The organism is Amycolatopsis rhabdoformis (genome assembly GCF_035918295.1).
In the GTDB taxonomy this organism is placed as follows: Bacteria; Actinomycetota; Actinomycetes; order Mycobacteriales; family Pseudonocardiaceae; genus Amycolatopsis; species Amycolatopsis rhabdoformis.
Genome location: NZ_CP142149.1, coordinates 2225653 through 2248477, shown reverse-complemented (window position 1 = coordinate 2248477; position 22825 = coordinate 2225653). Strand labels below are relative to the sequence as shown.

Genomic DNA, 22825 nt, shown 5'->3' with positions numbered 1-22825 from the left:
ACGCTAGGAAACCACCAGCACCACGCGCCCACGCACGGCGCCCTGCTCCAGGCGGCGGTGCGTTTCCGCGGCGTCCGCGAGGGTCCGGCGTTCGACGTGGTGCGGGCGCAAACCGCCGTGGGCGAAGCGGTCGTTCAAGCTCACCGCGGCCTCCGCGAGTTCCTCGGCGCGCGCGTTGGAGATGGCGAACCCGAGCACGGAGCGGTCGTGCATGTACAACTCACCCGCGGGCAGCACCGGACGACTGCGAGCACCGGCGAGCACCACGATCCGGCCCCGCTCCGCGAGCAGCCCGACGGCCGCCTCCAGGTCGTTGCGGCCCGACGTGTCCACGAAGACGTCCACCGCTCCGGCGGCCGCGAGGCGGTCGGCGAGCCCCGGATCGCGGTAGTCGAACACCTCGGTGGCCCCGAGCGCGCGGCACCGGTCGAGATCGTCGGCCGACGCCGTCGCGATGACCCGGGCCCCGGCCGCGGCCGCGAGCTCGATCAGCGCCGCGCCGACGTTCCCCCCGCCGCCCGCCACGAGCACGGTCTCACCGGCCCGCACCCGGCCGTGGGTCACCAGCGCGAGGTACGCCGTGGCGCCCGGGTGCACCATCACCACGACGTCGAACGGATCCGCCCCCTCCGGCAACCGGTAGAGGCGCTCGGCGGGCACCACGGCCCGCTCTGCCGCCGCGCCCTGCCGCCCGCCGTGGCCGAGGCTGTTGCTCCACACCCACTCCCCCGCCCGGAACCCGGCCGCGTCCGCGACCACCCGGCCCACCACGTCGCGGCCGAGCACGAGCGGCAGCGGAACCGGAGTCACGTACAGCCCCGAGCGGACGAACGTGTCCACCGGGTTCGCCGACGTCGCGACCACGTCGACCAGCACCTCACCGGGCCCGGCCACCGGATCGGGCAGCTCACCGACCCGGATCTCGTCCACTCCGCCGAGCTGTTCGACATAAGCCGCACGCACGTTTCCTCCTCAGTCAGAACCTGCTCCCGGACGCCGAGCGCCCGCTCACCCGACCGGCCCCGCGAAGTGGAACGCTGCCACGTCGAGCCGGTGCCGGAAATAGAAGCGGTGCGCGGCCGCGTTCGCGACGCCGGAGTCGAGCTCCAGCCGATCGCAGCCGGTGCCGCGCGCCAGCGTCTGCAGTTCGGCGAGCAGCCGCGCCCCGACGCCCCGCGAGCGCGCGGCCTCGTCGGTCACGAGGTCGTCGACGAACAGCACGCGCCCGCGACTGGTCACGAGCCGGCGGTACCCGGCCGCCGCCAACGGCCGCCCGGCCCCCGAATAGGCGACCAGGTACCGCAGACCCTGCTCGTAGCCGTCCGTGACCAGCTCGTCGAACAGCTCTTCGCTCATCACGGGCCGCAGCCGGCGCAACAGCACCAGCAGGTCGGCCGGATCGTCGCCCCGGCCCAGTTCCCGGATGTCCACTTCGTCCACGAGCCACACTCCTTCACGCCGAAGTCCTTCACGCTAACCAGAGATCGGCGAGCTCACCTGGTCCACTGGTGACACCGCGCGCTGGACCGGTTCGCGCTACTCGCGCCGGTGCCGGTCCAGCCACGCGACCACGTCGTCCGCCGCACCGCCGGCGCTGCACGGGCCGAGCACCGCGTAGTGGTCGTCCCCGGGGTAGAGCCGGAACTCCGCCTCGGCGCCGGCGTTGCGCACCGCCTGCCGGGTCACGGCCTTCTTGATCGACGGGTCCTGGTCGCCCTGCAGCAGGAGCATCGGCGCCGACGCCCGGACCCGCGGCACGGTCTGGCCGTCGAGCCAGTCCTGCAGGTGCAACGCGGCGGCGGGCGTCTGCGGCGTGAACTGGAAGTCGTTGAGCTGCGCGCCGAGGTCCTGGTTGAAGTCGGTCCAGATCCGGTCGGTGCACTCCTGCATGGCCTTCGGCAACAGCGCGAGCGCCTGCTTGCCCAGGTACTGGTCGTACTGCAGCTCGGGGTGCACGGTCTTGAGGCCGTGCAACGCCAGCAGGTAGAACCCGCGGTCGACCGGGCCCGGCGAGCCGTAGCTGTAGGCCTGCCCGACGTCGGTCACCGGAGCCAGCCCCACCGTGCCGCGGAAGTCCAGGCCGGCGCCGTAGGTCCGGGCCAGCTCTCCCGCAGCGATCGCCGCCTGGCCGCCCTGCGAGTGCCCCACGGCGAAGTAGGACTTCGACACGGCCGGGTCGGCCTGCGCGGCGGCGCGCACGGCGTCGATCACGCCACGTCCTTCGCTGTCGGCCACGATGTAGGGGTGCTCGCCCTCGGTGCCGAGGCCTTCGTAGTCCGTCGCGGCCACCGCGTACCCGGCTTTGAGCACCTGCGCGAGAAAGCCGCCGTAGCCGAAGAGGTCGACCTTGCCGTCCTGGTCCGGCGCGGTCGACGGGGCGCACGCGTCGATGATGCCGCTGGACCCGTGGGCCCACGAAACCACCGGCCAGCCCTGCTTCGGCGCGCGGCCCTTCGGGGTGAGGAGCGCGCCGCTCACCACGATGTCGCGCCCGTCGAGCGACCGGGACCGGTAGGTGATGCGATCGGCCCGCGCGGACACCGCGGCCAGCACCGGGTCGAGGTTCGGGATGGCCCGTGCGGACAGCAGCTGCCCGGTCGCCGGCCGCGGCCGCTCCGCCGCCGCGGCGGGTTCGGGTCCATAGTGGACGGCGGCCGGACCGGCCACCGCCACCGCGGCGACGGCCGTGACCGCGGCCGCGACCCGGCCGATTCTCTTGCTGCGCTTCATGGTTGTCGCTCCTGCCCTCGCTGACATCTCCTCCCTGAAGACCGGTGAGGACGGTCGCGGCGTGACCGGCTTCCCTGTGAAGGCCGACACACGCGTCACCGCTGGGGCACCAGCACACCTTCGAAGAAGTCGGCCAGCTCCTCGTGGTCGTCCCAGGGCAGCACGTGCGCCACGTACTGGTCCGGGCGCACCACCACGAGACAACCCTGGTCCCGGTCCACGCCGCGCAGGTCGAAGACGTCGGAGGCCGGGTCGGCGCAGAACGCCTTCTCGTAGTCCACCAGGCCGAACGGGCCCTTGCGCGGCAGCAGCCCCGCCGGCAGGTCGGCCACGGTCACGTCGCGATGTCCCTGCTGGAGCACGGCGCGCACGTCGATCACCGAGTCGGGATCGGCGCCCGGCGGGGTGAACCGCGCGGCGAGTTCCGTCAACCGCTCCACCACGTCGGGCAACCGGGAGGCGGGGGCCGCCGGCTGGTCGCGGTCGGCGAACACGTACACGCGCCACGCCCCGTCCGCGCGGGCCGCGTGCCCGAGGTGCATGGGCTTGGCATCGGAGAGGCGGACGACGGGTGCCGAGTGGAACCTCGTGCCGACACCGAACCCGGTCGCCAGCTCCTGGTGCAGCGGGGAGGCCGTGAGCATCGAGTGGTCGTACCGCACGGACACGCCCGCGGTGAACCGGCCGTGTTCGCGGAAGTAGTGCTGGAAGCGCTCGGAATCGTCGTCGCCGCTCAGGAGCGTGGTGAACTCGCGGTCGAAGTCGATCAGCCGCTGCGCCACGACCTGCCGTTCCTCGGAGTACGTGCGCAGGACCTCGGGCCGGGCCGTGCCGCGCAGCACGGTGGCGAGCTTCCACCCGAGGTTCCACGCGTCGGCCATCGACACGTTCATGCCCTGCCCGGCTTTCGCGCTGTGCGTGTGGCAGGCGTCGCCGGCGATGAACACGCGTGGGTCCGCCGCGTTGTCGTCGAACCGGTCGCACAGCCGCTGGCCGATCTCGTACACGGTCCACCAGCCGACGTGCTTCACGTCCACTGTGTACGGATGCAGGATCCGGTTGGCCACGGCGGCGAGCTTTTCCGGTGTCGCGCTGCGGTTGCGCAGCATCTCGCCGTCGCGCTCGTTGTCGAGCTCGATGTAGAGGCGCACGAGGTAGCCGCCTTCGCGCGGGATGATCAGCATGCTGCCGTGCTCGGAGTGGATCGCGGACTTCAGCCGGATGTCGGGGAAGTCGGTCACGGCCAGCACGTCGAGCACCCCCCACGACTGGTCGCGGGCCTCACCGCGCAGCTGCTGCCCGATGGCCTGGCGGGTCGCGCTGCGCGAGCCGTCGCAGCCCACGACGTAGCGGGCGCGGATCGTGCTGGTCTCCCCCGTCGGCTCGAAGCCGTCGAGGTGCGCCAGCGTCACCGTGACCGGGTGGTCCGCGGCCGGGTCCGGGTCGACCTTGAGGTCGGTCACGTGCAGGCCGTAGCGGGGTTCGATCCGCGCCGCCGAGTTCCGCAGGTGTTCGCGCAGGTAGGCGAGCATGCGGGCCTGGTTCACGATCACGTGGGGCATCTCGGAAAGCCCCTCTTCGACGTCGGCGATGCGTCCGGTTCGGACGATGCCGTGATCACCGGGCTGCCAGAAGGCGACCTCGTTCACGCGGTAGCCCTCGTGGATCAGGCGGTCGGCGAGGCCGAACGCCTCGAACATCTCCACGGTGCGGCACGCGACGCCGTCGGCCTGGCCCACTTCCAGCGGCCCGTCGCGGCGGTCGACGACCACCGTGGTGAGCTCGGGAAACTGCGCGAGCTGCGCGGCCAGGACCAGCCCCGCGGGGCCGGATCCGACGATGAGCACGTCGGCCGTCTCCGGCACGCCGGCCGGCCGCTCGGCGACCGAAGGGTGCGGCTGCCGGACGAACGGGTCTCCGGGCCGGTAGCCATCGAGGTAGAACTGCACGGTGCGGGCTCCTCTCCGCGGGGTGATCACTCCATTCTCCCGGCGGTGCGCAGTGGAGAACAGGAAGTTCTGCGCTCCAGAACTCCCCTTGCCCCCGGCTTTCCTTGTGCGACCCTGTACTTGCCGGATCAGCGCGACGCGCGACGCCCGCGCGAGCACAGAGGAGATTCCGCCGTGAAGAACTCACCGAGCTACACCGTGACGAGCGTCGACCACGCGCTCCAGCTGGCGGTGATCCTCCAGGTGGAGGGCCCGCTGCGGGTGAGCGACGCGGCCGAGCGCCTCGGGGTGGCGCGGTCCACGGCCCACCGCCTCCTGTCCATGCTCGTCTACCGCGATTTCGCCGTGCAGGACGAGAACCGGTGGTACGCCGCCGGTCCGGTGCTCTCGCTCGCCACCCGGTCGCACTCGCGGGTTTCGCTGCTGCGGCAGGTGGCCATGCCGTTCGTGGAGTCGCTCGCCACCCACCTCGACGAGAGCGCGAACCTGATGGTGCTGTTCGGCGACCACATGCGGTTCATCGGCACGGTCGAGGGCAACCGCGTGCTGCGCGTCGGCAGCCGCGAAGGCTCGGTGTTCCCGGCCCACCTCGTGTCCGGCGGCAAGGCGATCCTCGCCGAGCTGCCGCCCGACGAGCTCGAGGCCATCTACGCCCCACAGGCGTGGGCCGGACGCGAGCAGGACCGGCCTTCGCTGAGCGCGCTGCGGGAAGAGTTGCACGGCATTCCCGCCGCCGGCTTCGCCCTCAACGTCGAAGGCACCGAGGCCGGAGTCACGGCGGTGGGCCGCGTGGTGCGCACCGGCGACGAGGACCTGCGCGCCGCCGTGAGCGTGTCACTGCCGTCCACGCGCTTCTCCACCGACGTGCTCGGCTCGGTCGTGCGGGGGCTGATCGCCGCCACCGCCGGCATCGAGCGGGCCTTCGGCCGCAAGATCGCGGCCGAGGCCCGCTAGGCCGTCAGACCTTCGGTTCGCCGAGCTCGTGCTCCGCGATCGTGGTGCGGTAGCGCTCCTCCCACGACTTCGTGAGCGGCTCCTGCTCGGCGCCACCGAACGTGTAGGCCGGGGAGAGGATCGGCAGCACGCGCTGCACCTCCACGACCACGACCTCGTTGGCCGGGTAGCCGGGGCCGTTGATGTCCAGCAGCCACGAGTTGAGCCACTCGTACTCCGGCGCGCCGGGCGGGGCGAACCGCGCCACGCCCTTGAACCGGTAGCCTCGGCGGCTGAAAAAGTCGATGGCGTTGATCTCGATCCGCGGGTCGCGCCGCAGGTTCGCGATGGTCGTGGGCGAGGCGATGTCCATGAACACCAGGTGCTGGTCGTCGTAGACGCGCACCGAGCCCTTCGGCGAAAGGTTGGGCGAGCCGTCTTCGCACACGGTGGCGGCGAACGCGAGCATGGCCCGCTCGATGATGTCGCGCATGTCCTGGTCGATGATCGTCACAGCGGTTCTCCTGTCTTTCGGGTCGGTTGCAGAGCGGGCGCCGCCGGTGCGTGGCCGGCGCCGAGGTCGACGTTCCTCGTCTCCGGTCCGGACACGGCACCCACCACGATGAGCACCCCACCGGCGCAGAGCAAGACGAGCGGGGTCAGTTCATAGGGCAGGAGCCGGGCGAGGCCGGCTTGGTAGAAGGCGTAGAACGACGGGATGATCACCGCGGTCGTGTAACCGAGCCCGTACGCGCTGGAGCGGACCCCGACGTGGAAGCGTTCCACGATGTAGGTGCTCACCACGGCGTAGGTCGTCACGACCACGAGCACGAGCAGCACCACGGCGATGCCGATGGGCACCACCCCGTGCAGCTGCCCGCTCGCGATCAGCAGGTACAGCAGCGGCGCGGCCACGGCCGTGAGCACGCCCTGCGCCACGAGGAACGGTTTGCGGCCGATGCGCTGGCTGAGCGCGCCGGCGCCGACGTAGGCCAGGGCCAGCACCGCGTAGGCCACCACCAGCACCATCGTGGACTCGACGCCGGTGAGCTTCGTGCGCAGCACGGCGGGCAGCACCGCGCCGACCATGTTGAACGCGAGCCAGATGCCCGACATGAGCACGAAGACCTGCAGGAAACCGCGCAGGTTCCCGCCGCGCAGCAGCTCCACCACGGGCGAGCGGCGCGGCGTGGTGTCACGGTCGCGCCAGGCGTCGGACTCCTGGACGTTGCGCGCGTACCACCACGCCCACACCAGCGCGAGGGCCGCGCCGATGAAGAACGGGATCCGCCAGCCCCACTGCACATACGGCGTCGAGGGACCGCCGGCCGGGACCACGAGCAGCAGTCCGGTGGTGAGCAGCGCGATGGCGCAGTACGCGAGCGGGAAACCCGTCATGATCACGGCACCGTTGAAACCGCGGCGCGCCTTCGGGCTCTGCTCCAGGGCCAGCGGTGTGGCTGCGGTGTACTGGCCGCCGAGGAACACCCCGTCGAGGAACCGCAACGCCACGAGCAGCACCACGGCGGTGATGCCGAGTGTCGCGTAGCCGGGCAGCAGCCCGATCGCGCAGGTGCAGAGCCCGAAGCCGACGAGCGAGATGATCGACGTGCGCCGACGGCCGCGGCGGTCGCTCAGGTGCCCGAAGATCAGCGCGCCGAGGGGTCGGCCGAGCAGCGTCGCGACGAAGATCGCGGCGGTCACGATCCGTCCCGTGGACTCCGGCATGCCGGCGGGCGTGAAGTACGCCTGCGCCGGCCCGAGCACGATCACGGGCAGGTAGACGTCGAACATGTCGATGAACAACCCGACCTGCGCCCCGATCCGGGCCTTGCGGCCGCGCCGGTCGGTGTTCTCGAGGTCACGCGGGGCGACGTGCGGCGGAGACTCAGTCATTGAGGCTTCTCCCGGGGTGGTCGCGAGTTTCTGGATGGACGGGGTCCAGTAAAACGACGCGGCCCACCCCGACCGAGGGAATTCCTCAGACCAGAACAGCACCTCCGGAGATCCTTTTCGGACGGTCTGCTTCCCTTCGCCGCGGTCGAGGTCATTGAATATGGATACTACTTGACCAGGTTGAGTTCTGCACACGAGAATTCCCGGGCCCCGGCGCGGTTCGCGTGGTTAGTGTCGGGTTCCCATCCACACGGCGTTGAGGAGCAATGGTGCCCACGATGAGTCATCCGACAACCGACGACCGGCGCGCGGCGCGATTCCCGAGGGAGCTCTGATGGCCACCTTCGTCCTGGTCCACGGTTCGTGGCACGACGGCACGCTGTGGGCCGACGTCGCCGACCGGCTCACCGAGCGCGGGCACGAGGTGCACTCCCCCACCATCGCCGGGCACGGCCCCGGCGCTTCCCGGGCCGTGACCCACGACGACTGCGTCGCGTCGATCACGCAGTACCTCGACGAGCACTCCCTCGGCGACTTCGTCCTGGTGGGCCACAGCTTCGGCGGCAGCGTGATCGCACGCGTCGCCGAGCGGCTGCCGGACCGGGTGCGCCGGCTGGTGTTCCTGAACGCCTTCGTGCCGGTGAACGGCACGAGCGTCCTGGACAACACGCCGCCCGCGTACCAGGAACTGTTCCCGCAGCTCGCCGCGCAGACGACCGACGACACCGTGATGCTGCCCTTCGAGGTCTGGCGCGAGGCCTTCATCGGTGACGCCGACCTGGCGCGCGCCGAGGAGACCTACCGCCTGCTCACGCCCGAGCCGCTGGGTCCCACCGTGGAGAAGCTGGACCTCACGAAGTTCTACAGCCTCACCCACATCCCCCGCAGCTACGTCCTCTGCGGCGAGGACGCCGCCCTTCCGCCGGGCGACCCGGACCACGGCTACCTCGCCAACGCCCGCCGCCTCGGGGTCTTCCGCCTCGTGACACTCGACGGTTCGCACGAGGTCATGTTCACCAACCCGGCCCTGCTGGCGACCAAACTCGAACTCGCCGGCCGCGACTGACCCTGACCCCGGGCCGCCGTCGCCCCGCGGCCGCCCCACCGCGACCGGCGACGCCGGCCCGGCCTCCGGTCACCGCACGTCAACCTGGTCCTCGTCCCCGGAGTGCGCCGCCGGGAACCGACGGGGTTCGGCGACCGAAACTGTCGGTGGCCCCTGCCAGGATGACCGGCATGCGAACAGTGCTCAACGACGACCTCCACGTCCACTATGGACAGTGTTATGTCCACAGCGAGGGCGGTGACCCTTTCCAGGGCCGGCGGACGGCGTGTTTCGCCGGCCAGCGCAACGGGCTGTGCGGCGCCGCCACCGCCGGCACCCTCTACCTGATCACCGGGCTGCACACCGGTAACGTGGGGTTCAGGGTCGAGGTCCACGACACCGAGCCGCCCGACCAGGGCGCCGAGGACGTGGTCGAAGTTTCGTTCCGCGTCGAAGGCGCTTCGCGGCTCGTGACCTGGGGCGGCGAGAGCTCCTGGGACCTCGACCTCGCGCCGGGCGACTACCGCGTCCGCTACGCCGGCACCGCGATGGACGCCGGCCACACCCGAGACACCCGGCCCGCCGGCGAACCCGAACGGGACCACTACCTGCTGCAATTCTGGCCGGCGCCGCCCGCACCCGACGCGATCGTGCGCCGGACCAGCGCGATCGCCGAGTACTGGCACGACGTCGCGCGGAAGCTGCCGCCCCCGCCCGGGTAGCGGGCCGAGTTCAGCCGCGCTCGGCCAGGGCCTTGAGGATCACCTCGGCGGCGTGCCCGGAGGCAGGGTGCTGGCCGGTGATCAGGTTGCCGTCGACCGACCGCGGAGGACGCCGGCCGACATCAACGCGGCGGGGCCGTGGCAGAGCGAGGCCACGACCTTGGTGTCGTCGGGCAGCAGCAGCGTAGCCGGGACGCGCGCCACGTCGGCGTTCACGGCCAGGTCCTGCATCGGGCCGTGCCCGCCGGGGATCAGCACGCCGTCGAAAGCGGACGGGTCCACGTCTTCCACGCGCACCGGCGTCGGCAGGAAAAAGGAGTGCGCGGCGAGGTGGCCGGCGGCCCGCCACGACGGTTCGGTCAACGAACTCCCCCTGGTAGCATGGCGTCATGGCTCTCCCCAAGTACTACGCGGGTCAGCAGTGTTCCCTGGCGCGCAGCCTCGAGATCGTCGGCGAGCGCTGGACGCTGCTGATCCTGCGCGACGCGTTTTTCGGTGTGCGTCGCTTCGGAGATTTCCAGGCGCACCTGGGCATGTCGCGCGCCGTGTTGACCGAGCGCCTCGAGGGGCTGCTCGAAGCCGGCCTGCTGACCGAGACGCCCGGCAGCCACGGCTACCGCGAATACGTGCTCACGGACAAGGGCCTGGGCCTGTGGCCGGCCGTGCGCGACCTGCTCGCCTGGGGCGACGAGCACTTCTCGCCCCGCGGGCCGCGCCGCGTGTTCCGCCACGTGCGCGATTCCGGTCTCCTCGCCCAGGACGGTTCGTGCTCGTCCTGCGGCCGCACCGTCGATCCGGCCGAGCTCGACATCCTCCCCGGCCCCGGCTACGACGACCACGCCGGCGATTTCGTCAGCGAAGCCCTCGCCGAACCCCACCGCATGCTGGAGCCGCTGCGCGCACGGTGAAGGTGGCGCGAGGGACTCCGCGGCGGCGCCCGTTTCGGACCGGCGGTGCGGTGACCACGGCTTTACCGCACCGCGGCAACCTCCCGGGCGCCACTGCGCGAAATCCGGGCGTAGACCGGGATCGCCACGCCGATCAGCACCGAAATGGCCGCACAGATCACGACCGGCACGGTCCAAGAACGCAACAGGGCTTGGGGCGATGCGGGGTCCACCGTGGACGTCACCACGGCGACCCCGAGACCGGAGCCCAGGTAACGCGCGGTGTTGTTGACGCCGCTGCCCATGCTCGCGTGGTGGGCCGGCACGGTGGCCACGGCCTGGGCCCCGAGCGCGGCGTTGAGCAAGCCGGTGCCGATACCGGCGATCGCGAAGCCCGGAATCAGGCGCAGCAGGGTGGAAGTGTCGTACAGGGGTGCGAGCGTGGCCAGGCCGGCGCCGGTGATGATCAGGCCGAGGGCGAGCTGGGTTTCCGGCGTGATGCGGCCGCGCAGGTGACGCGCGACCAGGGACACCAGCACACTCACCCCGGCCCAGATCACGAGCGGGAGCGAGCCGGCCAGTGCGGAACCGTGCAGGCCCTGCTCCACCAGGGTGGGGGTGTAGGAGGTCAGGGAGATCACGCCGAACCCGGCGGTGAAGGCGGCGACGGTGACCGTGACGAACTGCCAGTCGGTGAACAGGCTGATGTCCACCAACGGAAATTCCGTGCGCCGTTCGTGGCGGACGAAGGCGGCCATGATGAGGACACCCACGACCAGGAACGCGATCACCGTGGGCCGGACCCAGCCGGCGCGGCCGAGCACCAGCCCGGCCAGCAGTGCGCTCGGGCCGGCGATCAGGGCCGCCGCGCCGAAGTAGTCGATGCGGCCGCCGGCCGGGGCGTGCCGCGCGGGGTTGGCGGGCAGCACCCGGGCGAAGACGATCAGGCCGAGGCTGAGCAGACCGATCACGAGGTAGGGGCTGCGCCAGCCGGCCGCGGGGCCCAGCAGCGCGGCGAGCAACGGCCCGATCAGGATGCCGACGCCGAGGCTCGCTCCCCAGAAACCGGTGGCGCGCGTACGGCGGTGGCCGTGCGGGGTGACCTGAGCGATCAGCCCCAGGCTCGTCGCCACCAGGGCCGCCGCGCCCAGCCCCTGGCCGACGCGGGCGATGCTGAACAGGGTCGAGCTCGCGAACACCGCGCCCCCGAACAGGAAACCCGCCTGGACCGCCGCGCCGATCACGAACACGGTGCGGCGCCCGAGCCGGTCGGCCAGCGCACCGCTCACGAGCAGGCCCGCGCCGAGCCCGATGCTGGCCGCGCTGAGCATCCACGTGCGGTCCGTGGCACTCGCGCCCATGGCCTGGCCCAACGTGACCAACGTGCTCATGGGCACCGTGAACATCACCATCGCCAGCACGGTGGCGACACACGCCAGGGCCACCGTCGGCCCCTCGGCCGCCGGTCGTGCCGCGTCCTCGGTCCGCGGGTTCTCGACGTTCACGATCGTCCTGCCTTTCTGCTGGTCACGGAGTTCTCTGCCGGTCGCGGCGCCGCGAGCGCCCGTCCCAGCGCGCCGGCCAAGTCGGCCTCGGTTCGGGGCGACAGGTCGACGCCCGGGTACAGGTGCAGCTCCACCGGCACGTTCGCCTGCGCGAGCCGCCTCGCGTACTCCTGCGCTTCGTCGCGCACCGCGTCGAACTGGCTTGCCGTGACGTACGCCGGCGGCAACCGCGTCAGGTCGGTGACGCGGGCGGGCGCGGCGTAGGAGGACACGAACGGGCCGCCGGCCTCGTCGCCCAGGTAGGCGGCCCAGCTCCGCTCGTGCCCGACCCGCGGGTCCACCGAGGTCCGCATCGACTCGGTGGCGAGCCGGTCGTCGAGCGCCGGGCTCACGAGCGCCTGGAACGCCGGTGCCGGGCCGCCGCAGTCGCGGGCCAGCAACGCCACGGCGGCCGCCAGTCCACCCCCGGCGCCTCGCCCGACCACGGCGATCCGCGCGGGATCCACTCCGAGCTCGTCGGAGGTTTCCGCCAGCCACACCAGCGCCGCGTAGCAGTCGACGACCGCGGCCGGATGCGGGTGCTCGGGCGCGAGCCGGTAGTCGACCGAGACCACGACGGCGCCCACGGCCTCGGCGAGCGCCGCCGCACCGGCGTGGTCGGTGTCCAGGCCGCCGGTCACGAAGCCGCCGCCGTGCAGGTGCAGCACCGCGGGCCGCGGCTCGCTCCCCCTGCTCGGCCGGTACACGCGAACCGGCACCGACGGCGCACCGTGCCGGCCGGGTACCTCACGGTCCTCGACGGTCAGCCCGCCGACGTCCGGCTCCGCCCGCCGCGGGTACCGGGAAGGCTCGGCCTCCCGGGCCTTCCCGGGCAGGCCGACGGCGAGCTCCGGATTCACCGCGTAGGGCAAGGGAAACTCCTCGGTCGGGGTCGCCCGCGTCAGCACGCGGGGACGGAACGCGGTCCGCTGGTGCCGACCTCGCCGCACTTGCCGCGAACGCGCTCTCGGGCGGGCCGGCCGCCGACCTTCTCGACGGTCCCGGCCGTGCCGCGCAGGGAACCGGTGCATCGGCACTCCCCTGGTTCGGCGTCGCCGCGACATCTGCGGATCGGGTCAGCTGCAGGTTCGGTGAACGAACCATGAGGGACCATAGCACGCCATGGTTCGGTCAGCGAACTCATGTGAAGGTTCCCCTGACGCAAACCGGCACACTCAGGGACAAACCGGAAACCCGCCCGCCTCCGTGCCGCTCCAGCCGGTCGCCGATTCACGGAGCCGAGCCGCCACAACCCGATCACAGCGGCGAAAGGAGGGCAAAGCCGCGCGTAACCCAAGTCACGCGGCCGCCCGAATGCGCCTGACCCGAAACGGCGGGCGAGAACGAGACAGCGAATGTCCACTCCGGACACCGAAGATCGTCGGAACCCGGCCGGGTTCCGACGATTCCGTCGCCGTGCAGCTCGAGAGCTACGAGCCCGGGCGCAGCAGCGGCCGCAGGTCGTCCAGGCGGTCGAACAGGTGCCAGACGTAGGCGGACGAGCCGTTCTCGCGGTGCGGGTGCAGGTCGGCCAGAGCCGGGTCGGCGCGGTAGCTCTCGAACGCGGCGCGCGACTCCCACTCGACGACGATCATCACCGTGCGCGGCTCGATGTCCCCGGCGACCGACTCCCGGAACCGGCCGAGCGCGACCACGCGACCGCCGTGCGCGGCGACCTCCTTCGGCGATCGCCGGGAGTAGGCCAGGTACTCCTCCCGATCGGCGACGTCGAACAGGTTGAGCGCGTAGACCGGTCCTTCGTCGTGCGGCTGCGTCATGCGTCCTCCCGGGTCGAGTTCGTGGTGCACAGGCGGGAAAATCCCCTTCTCGAGCCACCGGCCATCCCCACGCCGGTTCTCGCGCTCCCGCCCGAGCGTGGCCGTCACCGTAACCCCGCGGCGGCGTTCGCGGCTCCCGGCGGCCCGTGACCCGACCCACTAGACGACTGGTCTAATCGCCTGCTACGGTTCCGCCATGCCCGTCGCCAAAGCCGAAACCCGCAAGACCCTGCTCGATGCCGCCCGGCGGATCGTGCTGGCCAAGGGGTACGCCGCGGTCGGCATCAACGAGGTGCTGGCCGACGCCGGCGTGCCGAAGGGGTCGTTCTACCACTGGTTCTCGTCGAAGGACGCCTTCGGCGAGGCGATGATGAAGAGCTATTTCGACGATTACTTCGCCACCATGGACCGCATCGTGGCCCAGAGGGAGAAGAGCTCGGCCGAGCACCTCATGCAGTACTGGCAGTACTTCTACGACACCCAGGCCGCCGACGACTGCCAGGGCGGATGCCTGGTCGTGAAGCTGGGCGCCGAGATCGCCGATCTGTCCGAGGCGATGCGGGTCACGACGAAATCGGGCACCGCGGAGATCGTCGACCGGATCGAGCGGATGATCACCGACGGCATCACGGACGGGTCGGTGTCCGTCGTGGACACTCCCCGCGCCACGGCCGAGAGCCTCTACGACCTGTGGCTCGGGGCCAGCATGATCGCGAAGATCCACGGCAGCGCGGGCCAGCTCGACCGCGCCATGGCGGTCACGCGCCAGGTCCTGCACGTCTGACCCATCCCGAGTTTCCACCCCCGTTTCCTGCCTGCGCGGTACCGGGTCGCGCAGTGCTGTCCTCTACTAGTAGACCGGTCTAAGAAAGGAACTCTCATGTCCCCCGACCTCACCTGGTCCGACGCGACCGAGCTCGCGGCCCTGATCCGCACCGGGAAGGTGTCCTCCGTCGAGGTGGTGCGCGCGCACCTCGATCGCATCGAAGCCACCAACCCCAAGGTGAACGCCGTGGTCACCGTGAATGAAAGCGCTCTCTCCGCCGCGAAGGCCGCGGACGAGGAGCTGGCTTCGGGCGTGGCGGTGGGGCCGCTGCACGGGGTTCCCTTCACCGTCAAGGATTCCTTCGACACCGCCGGCGTGCTCACCCAGCGCGGGTCGCCGATCTTCGCCGGGCGTGTGCCCGACACGGACGCCACCGCCGTGGCCCGGATGAAGCGCGCCGGCGGCGTTCTCCTGGCGAAGACGAACCTCCCGGAGTTCTCCTACGCGGTCGACTCCGACAACGGGCTGATCGGGGACACGAACAACCCGTGGGACCTCGGCCGCACGGCCGGCGGTTCGAGCGGCGGCGAGTCCGGCGCGATCGCCGCGGGCATGTCGCCGATCGGCCTCGGCAGCGACCTCGCGATCTCGGTGCGCGGGCCGGCCGCCAACACCGGCATCGTCGCGCTGAAGCCGACCCACGGGCGCATTCCGATGACCGGCATCTGGCCGCGCGAGCCGCGCCGCGACTGGCACGCCGGCCCGATGGCGCGCACCATCCGCGATCTCGCGCTCGCGTACTCGTTCCTCGCCGGCCCCGACGGCGCCGACGGGTTCTCCTCCACGGTCCCGGCCTCGTTCGACGCCGGTCTCGGCGCCGCGCCGGAGCGGACCGTCCGCGTCGGCTGGCTGGTCGACTCCGGGCTCGGGCCCGTGGACCCGGAGGTCGCGGCGACCGTGGCGGCGGCCGCCGAAGCGCTGAGCGGCGCGGGCGTGCACGTCGAAGCCGTGCGCATTCCCGCCCTCGAGCACGACACCCCGCTCGAACTGTTCAACCTGCAGCACGTGATGGAGGTGAAGCCCGCCTACGCGGCCGCCACGGCGGGCCACGCCGAGCAGATGCACACGGCGTCGAAGTTCATGCGCGCCGCACCCGAAACGTCCATTGAGGACTACGTGCGGGCCGAGCAGGGTGTCGAACGGCTCCGGGACGGCTTCGCGGCATACTTCCGGCAGTACGACGCTCTACTGCTCCCGGTGACCACCGTCCCCGCGCACCGGCACGGCACGTCCGAACTCACGCTCGACGGCCAGACCCTGAGCGTCTTCCACGTGATGTCCGCGACCGTGCCGTTCAACCTGACCGGCCTCCCGGCCCTGTCGATGCGGTTCGGCACCTCCGGCGAAGGCCTGCCGATCGGCGTCCAGCTCGCCGCCGGCTGGCACGCGGAGTCGACGATCCTGCACCTGGCCGCACTGCTGGAGACGCTCAGCCCGGTCCGCGGACTGCACCCGTCCCTCTGACGATCTCCGCACACCGAGCCGGGCGCCCCGAGAAGACCTCTCGGGGCGCCCGGTCGTGTCCACTCAGGACACCGAAGTTCTCGTGCTGCTCACGGGGTCAGGAGGCCGACACGCGATTCTGGTGCACCCGCAGGTTGACGGTCGCGAGCCTGAGCAGCGGGGTCTCGATGCCGAGCTTGTCGCCGCGCAGCACGAGGTCGGCGAAGACGTGTTCGACCTCGGTGGGCAGGCCGCGAGCGAGGTCGCGATAGAAGGACGGCGCGAAGGCGGAGCCGCTCGCCGTGAGCTGTGCCGTGGTGGCCGCGAACTCCGCGGCGGTCATCGGGTGGCCGGCCGCCGCCGACACGGCCGCCGCCTCGGCCACGACCGCCGCGGCGAAGTCCGCGCCGCCGGGGACACCGGCGATCTCGCCGATGGTGCCGCGCATCAGCACAGTGATCGCGCCGGCGGAAGCGATGAAGACCCACTTGTGCCACATCAGCGTGACGATCCGGTCGGAGGTCGCGAAGGGGAAGCCGGCGGAGCCGAAGTCCCGCGCGAGTGCGGACAGCCGGGGCGTCTCCTCGCCGGACTGTTCACCGATCACCATGTCCGCCATCGGGGCGAGCTGGCGGATGTCGCCGTCGTCGTCCACGAACGTGACGACCTTCACCACGCCGCCCAGCACCGCGCCCGGCCCGAACCGGTCGTTGAGGACATCCAGGTGCGCCATGCCGTTGAGGAACGGGATGATCCCCACGCCCGGCCGCACCGCCGGCGCGAGGTCCTCGATCGCGGCGGGCAGCGCCTCGGCCTTGACCGACAGCAGGATCGCGTCGTACGGGTCGGCCAGCTCTCCCGCCACGAGCAGCTCGGGGTGCAGCACCTCGGTGCGCTCCGCGCTCACGATGCGCAGGCCGCGTTCGCGCAGCACCTCACGCCGACGCGGCCGCACCAGGAAAGCCACGTCGTTGCCGGCCTGCGAGAGCCGCGCACCGAAATAGGCACCGGTCGCACCCGCACCGACGACCAACACTCGAGCCATGCCGAAACCTCCGGGAAGTCCACGCGCGCCGACGCAGGCGGCAGTCGGCCGACGGTAACACCTCTGACTTTCATCGAGCAAGCCAGAGAGCCGACGTCACTCGCCGGTTCCCGCGTCCACTCAGCGGTGCGCTTCGCGCGCCGGAAGGGCACACCCGCCACCCCGCACGTCGAGATCGGCAGCAGCACGGCGGTTCCCCGGCATCAGGAACAGTTCACCCGGCGCAGTCGTCACCTCAGTGTCCACAGTGGCCTCTCCCGGGTTCGCGTCGCCCTCGCCGACAATGCAGCCCCGGCCGAGGGGACCGGGGCTGCTTCGCGCTCCGGCCGCGTCGGACGCGGTGCCGCGCGGCGGAGTGATCGTGACGAGCACAGGTGACCCCACCGTTCGGGCCGGGTGAGCTCGCCGGGCCGGCGCGGATTCCTTTGCGCCGCCGACCGTAACCGGGCCGGCCAAACCGCTACTGCTCGTTCCACCACTTCGTGAGTTCTCCCGCGACTTCGCGGGCCTGGCGCGCACCCGCTTCGGTTGCCGCGTCGATGAACCGCCCGTCGAGCAAGTCGGACGGCTGCCCGTAGTACGGCTCGGACACCAGCACGCGCACGTCACAGCCGCGCTCGGCGAGGATGGCCTCCTCCCGCGCGAGGTCGTCCATCGGCCGGCAGGCCACGATCAGGACCTTGCCTCCGCCGCGCAGTCCTCCGCCAGCTTCGACAGCCAGGTCGGCGTTGGTGGAGGAGCGCACTCCCCCGTCGACCCAGACGGTACCGGCGACGTCGACGGCCGGCGCGACACCCGGAGCCGCGGTAGAGCAGGCGATCCCCACGGCGAGCGGAAGCCGGTCGTCGGCCGACCATGCGCGCGCCTGGCCGGTTTTCACGTCCACGCTCGCCATCGCCAGGTTCCGCGGCCACGAGCCTTCGGGTGCGCGGCGCTGCCACAGCTCCGCGGCCTCGGCGGCCGACAGCGGCGGTTCCGCTTCCACCGCAGCCTGGGCCAGCGCCAGCATCGACGGACCTCCGGCGCCGGGCTTCTTGCTCATCATCCGGGTGAGCTTTTCGCGGTCACTGCGCCCGTTCGCCGCGCGCTCGGCGTGCCAGGCCGCCCGCTGCCGCATCAGGTCGGGCAGCCCGGCGAGGCCGGTGGGCCGCATCGTCAGCCAGGCGCCGACGAGCGCGCCGGCCGAAGTGCCCAGCACGACGTCGGAGTCGGCCGCCGAGAATCCCGCCGTGGTGAGCCCGAGGACCAAGGCCGCCTCCCACGACGCGCCGACCGGTCCTCCGCCGCCCAGCACCAGTGCTCTCGCCGGAGCAGAACCGTGCTCGGAAATCTCGTTCACCGGAGAAGCACCTTTCACCAGTCGAGGTCGAAGGGGAAGAAGACCTCACCCTCCGGTGCGGTCTTGCGCTCGGCCAGAAGTTTGACCGCGGTCGCGCCGGCCGGCACCCGCAGCGGCGGGTTCTCCTGCTCGATCGTGTCAGCGACGATCGTGGCGACCTCCTCCGGGGTCACGACCTCGCCGCGGGTCTTCACCAGCTCGTCGAACAGCGGGCCGTACGGGTCGTCGTCGGAGCGGTACACCTTCGCCTTCGCGCCACCGTTCGTGGCCACCACGCCCGGCTGGATCAGGCTGACCTTCACGCCGAAGTGGCCGGCTTCGATGGCGAGCACCTCGGCCATGGCTTCCACGGCCCACTTGCTCATGCCGTACGGGCCGATGATCGGCAGCACCATCCGGCCCTGGATGCTCGACAGGAACACCAGGTGGCCGGACCCGCGCTCGCGCATACCGGGCAGCACGGCCTGCACCACGCGCAGCGCGCCCAGCGTGTTCAGGTCGAACAGGCGCGCGACCTCCGACACGGGCACGCTTTCAAGGGGAGCCCGCATGGTCTCCCCCGCGTTGTTGATCACCACGTCGATCTCGCCGGCGGCGGCCACCGCGGCGTCCACACTGGACTGCTCGGTCACGTCCAGCCGCAGCCGCTCGGCGAGGGGCAGGTCGGCCAGGCTGTCCGGGTTGCGGGCGGTGCCGATGACCCGGTGGCCGCGCCGGGCCAGCTCCAGGGCCATGGTGCGGCCGATGCCCTGGGACGCACCGGTGATGAGGATCGAAGACATCTCGGAAACTCCTGTTTCGCTGGATCGCTGATGACAGTCGGGCCGGCCGAGGACACGCCGTGGCAGTCCCGTGTGGACCGCCAGGGAGCAAGGCCACCGCGATGACGCTCCGGAAGGCGACCGAAGCAACCTGCCTTCACCGAGGCTAACATCTATCTATGTCGGGCGACATAATTCTCCGACACCTTTCGAGTGATCGAGCCGACTCCCGGCGTCGATCGAAGGGTCAGTCGCGCACCGCGACGAGGGCTCGCGCCCGGCCGACCACGGTGTCGCGGATCGCGTCGAACGGCTCGGGGCTGCGCAGGGCGCGTGAGGTCACCATCGCCCCCTCGACGCCGGCGATCGTCGACTGCGCCAGCTCACGAGCCTCGGCCTGCTCCGCGCCGAGCACCACGAGCCGCAGCGCCATGGTCTCGACCATGAGGAGGAACGCGCGCCGGCTGGCGGCACCGAGCTCCTCCGACTCCTGGCCGACCTCGAGCACCAGCGGCGCGATGGTGCAGCCGCGCCCGTATCCGCTGGTCAGCATGCCTTCGCGAGCCGCCTCGACGTAGGCCAGGATCAGCTCCTCGGGCGTCGTCGCCTCCCCGGCGAGCTGCGTGATCAGGTCCACCTGCTCGCGCGTGTGAGCCTCGGCCGCCTCGGCCGCCATCTGCACCTTGCCCTGCGGGAAGTGGTAGTAGACCGACCCCCGGGGCGACGCACTGCGTTCGACCACGTCGGACAGCGCCATGGAGTGGTAACCGTGTTCGCGGATGAGCTGGCGAGCGGCGCCGACCATGCGCGCCTTGGTGTCCGAACGTCGAGCCATGGGCCCAGTGTAGCGCCGTGGCATGTATGACGAACGACATAGTTGGTTGCGCTCAGTAGTATGTCGAGCGACATAATCGACGCGAGATTCCGCCGAGGAAGGATCGCCATGCCGTTCGTGACCATCGACCTCCTGCGAGGGAAGTCCGCCGCGTACCTGGCGGCCGTCTCCCAGAGCGTGCACGACGCCCTGGTGGAGGGCCTCGGCATGCAGCAGGACGACCGGTTCCAGCTCATCCACCAGCACGAGCGGGAGGAGATGGTGGTCGCCCGCGATTTCCGCGGCGGCCCCCGGTCCGACGACTTCCTGGTCGTGACCATCGTCGACGGCCTCCAGCGCGGCGACGCGAAGAAGAAAGCGTTCTACCGGGCCCTGGTCCGCAACCTGAGCGCCAACCCCGGCACGAAGCCCGCGGACGTGTTCGTGAAGATGCACGAGACCGCGCCCGTGAACTTCTCCTTCGCCGACGGCGTTTCCGGCACGGAGACGGTCGCCCGCGAGGCGCTGGACCGCGCCGCGACGGTGCCGGGCACCCGCGACGCCTACACGCCCGACGAGATGGCGCAGGCGGTCACGGAACTGTTCCGGGACAACGATCGCGCCCGGCTCGTGTCGATGCTGCGCGACGACTTCGTGTTCAAGATGCCGAAGTCGATGCCCTACGGCGGCGAATTCGTCGGCGCGAAGGCGTTCGACGACTACCTCGCGCGCGTCGTCGGATCGGGCAACGAGTACTACTCGAGCTTCGTCACCGAACTCGTGCGCCTGATCGAGGCCGAGCACCACCTCACGGCGCAGATCGCCATCACCGCCACCGGCAAGACCACCGGCGAACAGATGCACGTCGAGAACGCCTGGGTCTTCGACACGACCGGCGGCGTTTTCCGCTCCGCCCAGATCTACGCCGACACCGCCGCCGGGCGAGAAACGGCCGGCTGAGACCCGGAGCGCCCGCCGACCGTCCCTTCCGGACCCCGGAACTCCCCTTCCCCCGGTTCACCTCCAGGCAGTTTCCCCTTCCCGAGGAGTCGCCCCATGACCCGAACCGTCCGCTTCCACGAACTCGGCGGCCCCGATGTGCTGCGGCTCGAGGAGGTTCCCGAGCCGCGGGCGAAGGCCGGCGAAGTCCTGATCCACGCCCGCGCGTGGGGGCTCAACCGCGCGGATTCCCTGTTCCGCCAAGGTCAGTACGGCGTCGCCCCGGCTCTGCCCTCCGGCTTGGGGTTCGAGGTCGCCGGAGTGGTCGCGGCCGTCGGTGAGGGGGTCACCGATTTCCACGCGGGCCAGGCCGTGAGCGTGGTGCCCGGTTTCGACCTGCTCAGCTACCCGATGCACGGTGAATCCGTGGTCGCGCCGGCGAACTTCGTGGTGGCGCACCCGAAAGAGCTGTCCTTCGAGCAGGCCGCCTCCACGTGGATGCAGTACATCACGGCCTACGGCGGTCTCGTGGACCTCGCGAACACCCGACCCGGCGACACCGTGGTGATCTCGGCCGCGTCGAGCAGCGTCGGCCTCGCGGCCATCCAGATCGCCCGGCGGGAGGGCGCGAAAACGATCGCGCTCACCCGCACGAGCGCGAAGCGGCAGCGACTGCTCGACGCCGGTGCCGACGCGGTCGTCGCCACCACCGAAGAAGACGTCGTCGCGCGCATCCTGGAGCTCACCGACGGCCGCGGCGCGCGTGTCCTCTTCGACCCGGTCGGCGGCGCCGCGCTGGCCGGCTTGATCTCGGCGGCCGCCACCGGCGCGTTCCTCGTCGTCTACGGCGTGCTCGACTTCACGCCGGCCACCGTGAGCGTGCTGGACCTGCTGCTCAAGCGGCTCACCATCCGTGGCTTCGGGGTGATGGAGCTCGCGCTGGACGACCCGGGCCGCCTCGCCGCGGCCGTGGACCACGTCCGCAAGGGCATCACCGACGGCGACCTCGTCCCCGTGATCGACCAGGTGTTCCCGCTCGCCGACTTCGCGGAGGCGCACCGCCGGCTGGAGAGCAACGGCCAGGTCGGCAAGATCGTCGTCAGCCTCTCCCCCGACGGCCCGACGGCCGGCTGACCCGACGACCGTGGCGCGCTCGGGTCACGAGCGCACCACGGCCGGGCCGGAACTTCGCTGCTACGCTCCGATGCTCGCACTCGCGTAGTCCCAGAGCCGGTCGGCCGCGGCGGGGTCGACGGACCACTTCGCCACGCCGGTCATCGAGTCGACGCCACCGGCCACGAGGTCCGGCCCGCCGTCGACGACGTCGGCTTCCTGGTTGTCCTCGAAGTACCGTCCGGTCACCCCGTCCACGAGAGGTGACGCGGCGAGCAGCGTCGCGGTGGCCGCGCCCTGCTCGGGTGTCTTGAAGTACGCCGGGGTGAGGGCGTTGCCGTCCGCGTCGGCGGCACCGAGCGACTGCAGCGCCGCCGTGTCCAGGTACCGCATGAGGTTCGTGCGGATCACGCCCGGCGCGCACGCGTTGGCCGTGATCCCGGCGTCGCCCCAGTGCCGGCTGATCCCGACCGCCAGCAGCACGCTCGCCGCCTTCGACTGCGCGTACGCCACCAGCGGGTCGTAGGGCCGGCGCGCGAAGTGCGGGTCGTCGAAGTCCAGGCCGGTGAGCAGCTGCGCGCCGGAGCTCACCACGACCACCCTGGCCCGCTCCGCCAGCGCTTCTCGCAGACCGGTGACGAGGGCGAAGTGGCCGAGGAAGTTGGTGGCCAGGTGCAGTTCCCAGCCCTGGGCGTTCAGCTGCCGCTCGGGCAGCGCCATCACGCCGGCGTTGGCGACGACCGCATCGACCTCGCCGCTCCATTCCGCACAGAACGCGCGCACCGAGTCGAGATCGCTGAGTTCGAGCTCCGCGACGGAGACGTTCGCGATCTCGTCGACGACCGGCTTCGCCGCCACGGGGTTGCGGGTGGCGATCGTCACCTGCGCGCCGGCCCCGGCGAGGGCGCGCACCGTCTCGAGCCCCAGCCCGGCCGATCCCCCGGTCACGATGATGCGGCGCCCGCTCAGGTCGACCCCGGCGAGAACTTCGGCCGCCGTTGCGCGCGCGCCGAAGGGAGTGGTGGTTTTCGTCATGCCTCGTCTTCTTTTCGCAGATTGTG

Annotated in this window: 23 protein-coding genes; 8 read left to right on the top strand and 15 right to left on the bottom strand. The window is 71.4% G+C overall.

Features of this window, described 5'->3' with window-relative positions:
• Positions 1-3: 3 nt before the first annotated feature.
• From VSH64_RS10535 to VSH64_RS10520, 4 genes are all read right to left on the bottom strand, one after another.
• The gene (locus tag VSH64_RS10535; RefSeq protein ID WP_326835348.1) at positions 4-963 is read right to left on the bottom strand and encodes an NADPH:quinone reductase; all 960 of its coding nucleotides are present in this window, start codon (positions 961-963) and stop codon (positions 4-6) included.
• A 45-nt stretch (positions 964-1008) separates the two neighbouring features.
• The gene (locus VSH64_RS10530; RefSeq protein WP_326835347.1) at positions 1009-1440 is read right to left on the bottom strand and encodes a GNAT family N-acetyltransferase; all 432 of its coding nucleotides are present in this window, start codon (positions 1438-1440) and stop codon (positions 1009-1011) included.
• A 96-nt stretch (positions 1441-1536) separates the two neighbouring features.
• Complete coding sequence (locus tag VSH64_RS10525; RefSeq protein ID WP_326835346.1) at positions 1537-2730, bottom strand: alpha/beta hydrolase family protein; 1194 nt, start codon at positions 2728-2730, stop codon at positions 1537-1539.
• Positions 2731-2825: 95 nt separating this feature from the next.
• Positions 2826-4679 carry an FAD-dependent monooxygenase gene (locus VSH64_RS10520; RefSeq protein ID WP_326835345.1) on the bottom strand — a complete coding sequence of 618 codons (1854 nt, stop codon included), beginning with the start codon at positions 4677-4679 and terminating at the stop codon, positions 2826-2828.
• A gap of 174 nt (positions 4680-4853) precedes the next feature.
• On the opposite strand from VSH64_RS10520, the gene VSH64_RS10515 reads away from it, so the two are divergent.
• A complete protein-coding gene (locus VSH64_RS10515) occupies positions 4854-5633 on the top strand; it encodes an IclR family transcriptional regulator (RefSeq protein ID WP_326835344.1) in 780 nt (259 codons plus the stop codon).
• A gap of 4 nt (positions 5634-5637) precedes the next feature.
• On the opposite strand, the gene VSH64_RS10510 is transcribed toward VSH64_RS10515, so the two are convergent.
• Positions 5638-6126, bottom strand: coding sequence for a pyridoxamine 5'-phosphate oxidase family protein (locus VSH64_RS10510; RefSeq protein ID WP_326835343.1), 489 nt, complete (start codon positions 6124-6126; stop codon positions 5638-5640).
• Positions 6123-7508 (bottom strand): MFS transporter, encoded by a 1386-nt coding sequence (locus tag VSH64_RS10505; protein ID WP_326835342.1) that lies wholly within the window; start codon positions 7506-7508, stop codon positions 6123-6125. The genes VSH64_RS10510 and VSH64_RS10505 overlap by 4 nt, the downstream gene beginning before the upstream one ends.
• Before the next feature lie 334 nt (positions 7509-7842).
• Between VSH64_RS10505 and VSH64_RS10500 the strand changes: the two genes are divergently transcribed.
• Complete coding sequence (locus tag VSH64_RS10500) at positions 7843-8574, top strand: alpha/beta hydrolase (protein ID WP_326835341.1); 732 nt, start codon at positions 7843-7845, stop codon at positions 8572-8574.
• A 170-nt stretch (positions 8575-8744) separates the two neighbouring features.
• Positions 8745-9275 carry a hypothetical protein gene (locus tag VSH64_RS10495; RefSeq protein WP_326835340.1) on the top strand — a complete coding sequence of 177 codons (531 nt, stop codon included), beginning with the start codon at positions 8745-8747 and terminating at the stop codon, positions 9273-9275.
• A gap of 81 nt (positions 9276-9356) precedes the next feature.
• Here the strand turns inward: VSH64_RS10495 and VSH64_RS10490 are convergent, their stop codons facing one another.
• Complete coding sequence (locus VSH64_RS10490) at positions 9357-9638, bottom strand: DJ-1/PfpI family protein (RefSeq protein WP_326835339.1); 282 nt, start codon at positions 9636-9638, stop codon at positions 9357-9359.
• Positions 9639-9664: 26 nt separating this feature from the next.
• Here VSH64_RS10490 and VSH64_RS10485 point away from each other — a divergent pair, with 26 nt between their 5' ends.
• Positions 9665-10183, top strand: coding sequence for a winged helix-turn-helix transcriptional regulator (locus VSH64_RS10485; RefSeq protein ID WP_326835338.1), 519 nt, complete (start codon positions 9665-9667; stop codon positions 10181-10183).
• Positions 10184-10245: 62 nt separating this feature from the next.
• On the opposite strand, the gene VSH64_RS10480 is transcribed toward VSH64_RS10485, so the two are convergent.
• The 3 genes from VSH64_RS10480 to VSH64_RS10470 form a co-directional block, all read right to left on the bottom strand.
• Positions 10246-11667, bottom strand: a complete 1422-nt coding sequence (locus tag VSH64_RS10480; RefSeq protein ID WP_326835337.1) for an MFS transporter — start codon at positions 11665-11667, stop codon at positions 10246-10248.
• Positions 11664-12614 carry an alpha/beta hydrolase gene (locus VSH64_RS10475; RefSeq protein WP_326835336.1) on the bottom strand — a complete coding sequence of 317 codons (951 nt, stop codon included), beginning with the start codon at positions 12612-12614 and terminating at the stop codon, positions 11664-11666. The genes VSH64_RS10480 and VSH64_RS10475 overlap by 4 nt, the downstream gene beginning before the upstream one ends.
• 522 nt (positions 12615-13136) lie before the next feature.
• A complete protein-coding gene (locus VSH64_RS10470) occupies positions 13137-13484 on the bottom strand; it encodes a DUF1330 domain-containing protein (RefSeq protein WP_326835335.1) in 348 nt (115 codons plus the stop codon).
• 196 nt (positions 13485-13680) lie between these two features.
• Between VSH64_RS10470 and VSH64_RS10465 the strand changes: the two genes are divergently transcribed.
• Positions 13681-14268 carry a TetR/AcrR family transcriptional regulator gene (locus VSH64_RS10465; RefSeq protein WP_326835334.1) on the top strand — a complete coding sequence of 196 codons (588 nt, stop codon included), beginning with the start codon at positions 13681-13683 and terminating at the stop codon, positions 14266-14268.
• A gap of 96 nt (positions 14269-14364) precedes the next feature.
• Complete coding sequence (locus tag VSH64_RS10460; protein WP_326835333.1) at positions 14365-15774, top strand: amidase; 1410 nt, start codon at positions 14365-14367, stop codon at positions 15772-15774.
• A 97-nt stretch (positions 15775-15871) separates the two neighbouring features.
• Here VSH64_RS10460 and VSH64_RS10455 read toward each other — a convergent pair whose 3' ends face one another.
• The 4 genes from VSH64_RS10455 to VSH64_RS10440 form a co-directional block, all read right to left on the bottom strand.
• Positions 15872-16798 (bottom strand): 2-dehydropantoate 2-reductase, encoded by a 927-nt coding sequence (locus tag VSH64_RS10455; RefSeq protein ID WP_326835332.1) that lies wholly within the window; start codon positions 16796-16798, stop codon positions 15872-15874.
• 460 nt (positions 16799-17258) lie between these two features.
• Positions 17259-18137: a patatin-like phospholipase family protein gene (locus VSH64_RS10450; protein WP_326835331.1), complete on the bottom strand. Its 879-nt coding sequence runs from the start codon at positions 18135-18137 to the stop codon at positions 17259-17261.
• A 14-nt stretch (positions 18138-18151) separates the two neighbouring features.
• On the bottom strand, positions 18152-18919 hold the full coding sequence (locus VSH64_RS10445) for an SDR family oxidoreductase (RefSeq protein ID WP_326835330.1): 768 nt from the start codon (positions 18917-18919) through the stop codon (positions 18152-18154).
• 226 nt (positions 18920-19145) lie between these two features.
• Positions 19146-19733: a TetR/AcrR family transcriptional regulator gene (locus VSH64_RS10440; RefSeq protein ID WP_326835329.1), complete on the bottom strand. Its 588-nt coding sequence runs from the start codon at positions 19731-19733 to the stop codon at positions 19146-19148.
• 108 nt (positions 19734-19841) lie between these two features.
• Here VSH64_RS10440 and VSH64_RS10435 point away from each other — a divergent pair, with 108 nt between their 5' ends.
• Together VSH64_RS10435 and VSH64_RS10430 are read left to right on the top strand one after the other, a co-directional pair.
• A complete protein-coding gene (locus VSH64_RS10435) occupies positions 19842-20672 on the top strand; it encodes a tautomerase family protein (RefSeq protein WP_326835328.1) in 831 nt (276 codons plus the stop codon).
• 96 nt (positions 20673-20768) lie between these two features.
• Entirely contained in the window at positions 20769-21785 is a 1017-nt protein-coding gene (locus VSH64_RS10430; RefSeq protein ID WP_326835327.1) for a zinc-dependent alcohol dehydrogenase family protein, read from the top strand.
• Between the two features lie 60 nt (positions 21786-21845).
• On the opposite strand, the gene VSH64_RS10425 is transcribed toward VSH64_RS10430, so the two are convergent.
• Positions 21846-22799, bottom strand: coding sequence for an SDR family NAD(P)-dependent oxidoreductase (locus tag VSH64_RS10425; protein ID WP_326835326.1), 954 nt, complete (start codon positions 22797-22799; stop codon positions 21846-21848).
• Positions 22800-22825 lie beyond the last annotated feature (26 nt).